This window comes from Micromonospora sp. KC207 (assembly GCF_004348615.1).
In the GTDB taxonomy this organism is placed as follows: domain Bacteria; phylum Actinomycetota; class Actinomycetes; order Mycobacteriales; family Micromonosporaceae; genus Micromonospora.
Map to the genome: position 1 here is coordinate 1 of NZ_SMKJ01000434.1, position 3983 is coordinate 3983.

3 protein-coding genes are annotated in these 3983 nt (G+C 73.3%); 1 reads left to right on the top strand and 2 read right to left on the bottom strand.

Annotation, left to right across the window (positions count from 1 at the left end):
• Positions 1–57: 57 nt before the first annotated feature.
• Positions 58–1050 (top strand): hypothetical protein, encoded by a 993-nt coding sequence (locus tag E1258_RS30735; RefSeq protein WP_165949946.1) that lies wholly within the window; start codon positions 58–60, stop codon positions 1048–1050.
• Positions 1051–1310: 260 nt separating this feature from the next.
• Here E1258_RS30735 and E1258_RS30740 read toward each other — a convergent pair whose 3' ends face one another.
• Complete coding sequence (locus E1258_RS30740) at positions 1311–2975, bottom strand: S8 family serine peptidase (RefSeq protein WP_165949947.1); 1665 nt, start codon at positions 2973–2975, stop codon at positions 1311–1313.
• Between the two features lie 169 nt (positions 2976–3144).
• Entirely contained in the window at positions 3145–3843 is a 699-nt protein-coding gene (locus E1258_RS30745) for an HAD family hydrolase (RefSeq protein ID WP_132407272.1), read from the bottom strand.
• Positions 3844–3983 lie beyond the last annotated feature (140 nt).

The window sequence follows — 3983 nt, forward strand, 5'->3', positions numbered from 1 at the left end:
TCAGTTGTGTATAAGAGACAGGTCGCGGGGCGTGCTGGGGCGGTGACGCTGGACGACATGCCCCCACAACCTTCCCGTCCCGCTGCCCTGGTCCGGCAGGTCTTCCGCGGCTCGGAGGCCGTCCGGCTCGGGCTGCTCAGCCGGCACCAGCTTCGCGGCGCGTCCTGGCTGCGCCTGCGCCACGACGTGTACGCCGACGCCCGGCTGCGCCGCGACCACGGCCTGGCCTGCCGCGCCGCCGCGCTGCGGTTGCCGCCGGAGGCGATGCTCGCCGGCCCCTCTGCGGCCTACCTGCACGGCGTCGAGCACGCCGCCTCGTTCACCGACGACGTGCACGTGCTCGTCCCCCGATCGGCCCGGATCGACTCCCAGCCCGGCATCCGGGTGCACACTCTCGGCGCGGCCCCGGTTCTCCTGCCGGCAGGGGGCGGCCCGATCACCCGAACGGATGACGACCGGGCAGTCGCAGCCGAGGCCACCGCCGGTCCGGCCATCGTCGACGGGACGGCTGCTGGCGCCAGGGTGCTCCGGTGGTCGACGCCGGCCCAGGCCGCGTGGGAGACGGCCGTGTGGCTGGAGCCGTTGCGGGCGGTGGCGATCGTCGACGGCCTGCTCGGCCGGGGGCTGGTCACCCCGGTCGACCTGACGGCGGTCGCCGAGCGCAACGCCGACCGGCCCGGCGGACGGCGCGCCCGTTGGGTGTTCGGGCTCGCCGACGGTGGCGCGCAGTCTCCGCCGCAGTCGCACCTGCGGGTCCGACTGGTACTGGCCGGCCTGCCCCGCCCGGTCACCCAGCACCCGATCCGGCTGGCGTCCGGCCTGGCCCTGCACCCCGACCTGGCCTGGCCGGCCTACCGGGTCGCCGTCGAGTACGACGGGCACTGGCACGCCGACGCCGAGCAGTTGCACCGCGACCGCCAGCGGCTCAACCACCTCGTCGGGTCGGGCTGGGTCGTGCTGCACGTGACCAGCCGCCGGCTCCACCGGGACTTCCCCGGGGTGGCCCGCGAGGTGCGCGCCGCCCTGGTCGCCTGTGGCTGGCGCCGATGACCCGCCCAGCAACCGGGCGCACCCCGGGCGAAACCGTGCCGGGCGAGGCCGAGCCGGGGCCGGGCAGGGCCGGCAGGGCCGCGAGGCGAGCCGCCATGTCGGCGACATCGCGCCATCCGAGCCCTCCGGACCCGCCAGGTCGTCGAGATGCGGAATCGTCGGCGATGCCCGGAACATCGCAGACGCCCGGGAACACCGGAGACGCCCGGGGGCCCGGGCGACCGTGGTCGCCCGGGCCCCCGCCCGGAGTATCCGGGACGTCACATGCGGGTCGTCACCGCAGCGTACGCATCGATGATGCCGTGACCGTAGAAGCCGTTGAACGTCGAGCTACCGGCGCAGAACGCGTCGAACTCGGCCGGCCGGCCCTCGTTGGTGTACGTCTGCAACCGGGGCTCCGGGCAGGCGTGCTCCGCGGCGGTGCGGTAGAGCTGCCGCTCCACCTTGTTCGGGTCCATGCCCAGGCCACCGGAGACCTTCTTGCCGTACTTGCTGACAATCAGCGCGGCGACGCCGCTGACGTGCGGCGACGCCATCGAGGTCCCCTGGAGGTAGGTGTAGTAGCCGCAGTCGCCGTTGGCCTTGCACTCCTTGAAGACCGACGCCTCGAAGCCGGCGACGATGTTGCCGTTCTCGTCGACCGAGCCCTCCTCCTGGAGGACGTGCTTCGGGTACGCGGAGAGGATCATGTTGGAGTCGAGGCGGTAGGTGTCGGTGCCGAAGCCGTCCCGGTACCAGCCACCCGGCGCGGCGACGGCGATCTGCTCGGTGCCGTAGTTCGAGTAGTCGGCCTTCTTGCCGGACGGGCCGACCGCCGACACGCCGATCACGTGCGGGCCCTCCACCGGGAAGTCCCAGCAGCTCGCGTTGTCGATCGGCCGCGGGTACGGGTCGGCGCCGTAGTCGGGGCTGGAGGTGTCGGTGCGCGGGGCCCCCAGGTCCTCGTGGTTGTTGCCGAGCGAGCCGACCAGGGTGACGCCCTTGCGGTGCGCGTAGTTGAGCGCCCGCGTCATGGCCTCGATGATTGCCCGCTGCTCGGCCTGCGACTCGGGCGAGTCGGCCGGGTTGGCCGTGCAGTTGTACAGCCACGGGTCGACGTAGAAGGACATGTTGACCACGTCCAGGCCGACCTTGCCGGCGTGCACCAGAGCGTTGACGACCGGGTCGAGGAAGAAGAAGCCGGAGTCCTGGCCGCCCTTGAGCTCGACCAGGGTCACGTTCGGGGCGACGCCGGACAGGCCGAAGCCGTCGGCGGCGGCGCCGATGGTCCCGGCGACGTGGGTGCCGTGCCCGCCGTCGTCGGTGCCGACCGGGTCGAGGCAGCTCGCCACCTCGCACTCGCCGTCGGCCTCGGGGATGTCGGGGGCGAAGTTGCGCGACAGTGACCAGCTGAAGTTCGCTGCCAGGTCGGGGTTGCTGGCGTCGAGGCCGGTGTCGAGGACGCCGACGGTGACCCGACGGTCGCCCGGCTCAACCTTGCGGGCCTTGTCGGCCCGGATCATGCCCAGACCCCAGAGCTTTTCGTCCAGCGGGTCCATCTTCGTGCCCCGCTTGGCGGCGGCGCCCTTCGCCTTGGCCTTGGCGACGAGGTTCTCCCGCTCGACCCGGTCGAGCTTCGGCTTGCGACCGATAACCTTCTTCTCGGCCGCGCCGAGCAGAGCGGCGTTCGCGGCGGCCCGGCTGGCGAAGTCGGCGCGGTCGCTGGTGACCTGGTACAGGCCCACCTCGTCGGTACGGGACACCACCGTGCCGCCAGCGGCCTTGATCGCGGCGATCGCCGCGTCGGCGGAGACGCCGGACTCCGCCACGACGGTGAACTCCCGGGTCGCGGTCGGCTCGGCGTTCGCCGGGCCCACCACCCCGGTCACCGTGAGTGCCAACGCCGTTGCGGTTGCGACGGCACCGGCGGTGAAGCGCTTGCTCACCACATCAGATCCTCTCGTTGAGGGACGTGGCAGCCATCCCATATCACCGGCGCGAGTTCCGCTAGATGGAGGTCCGTATTACACGCCAATCGGGCTTTCGTCGGCCCGTTGTCAGCCCAGGCACCACCGGGCAGTCCCGCGCGAGGGCCAGGGCACACAGCCGGCGGCCCTACGCGCCACTCAGCTCGACGCCGGAGAGCCGGTCGAGCACGTCCGGCAGGGCGGCCAGCGTGGACACTTCGGCGTCGGCGGGAACGTCTGCGGGGCGGGGCAGCCCACCCCGGTTGAGCCAGACCGCCCGCATTCCCGCCCGCCGGGGCGCGATGACGTCGTGGCTCGGCGAGTCCCCGACGTACACGATCCGGCGCGCGGGTACCCCGGCCGCCTCGACCACGGCGGCGAAGAACTCCGGGGCGGGCTTCTTCGGCAGGCCGTTCTCGTGCGCGTACACCTCGAAGGTGAACTCGCCGACGAGCCCGCAGCGTTCGGCGCGGCTGTTGCCGTTTGTGGCGTAGCCCAGGGTGTACCGGCGGCGCAGGACGGCGAGGGCCGGCAGCGCGTCGGGGAACGGCCGGGTGAGCGCGAAGCGCCGGGCGAAGAACAGCGCCGCGAGATCGTCCAGGTGCGCGTCGAGGCCGGCCCGGGCCAGCGACCGGGCCAGCGCGGCCCGCCGGATCTCGGTGACGGGCGCGGCGCTCAGCGCCCCGAAGACCGCACCCCAGTCCGACTCCAGGTCCGCGAGGGTGACCTCGGCCGCCGCCGGGGTCAGCCGCCGCATCTCCTCCAGTACGGCCACCAGCCCGCCGGTGACCGCCGGGCGCAGGTCGAGCAGGGTCTCGTCGGCGTCGAACACGACGTGGGTCAGCACGCCGGCAAGGGTGCCACCGAAGCATCTCCCAGGCCACGACGGCCCTGCGCCCCCAGGCTGGGCCTGCCCGCGCGAAGGCGACCGACCCGGGCGGCGGGAGGACGGCCGGTCATGCCTCGGCCGCGAGGGCGGGCTCGGCG

Excerpts from the sequence above, each read along its gene's own strand:
- E1258_RS30735 (WP_165949946.1), top strand. The coding sequence starts at position 58 with ATGCCCCCACAACCTTCCCGTCCCGCTGCCCTGGTCCGGCAGGTCTTC.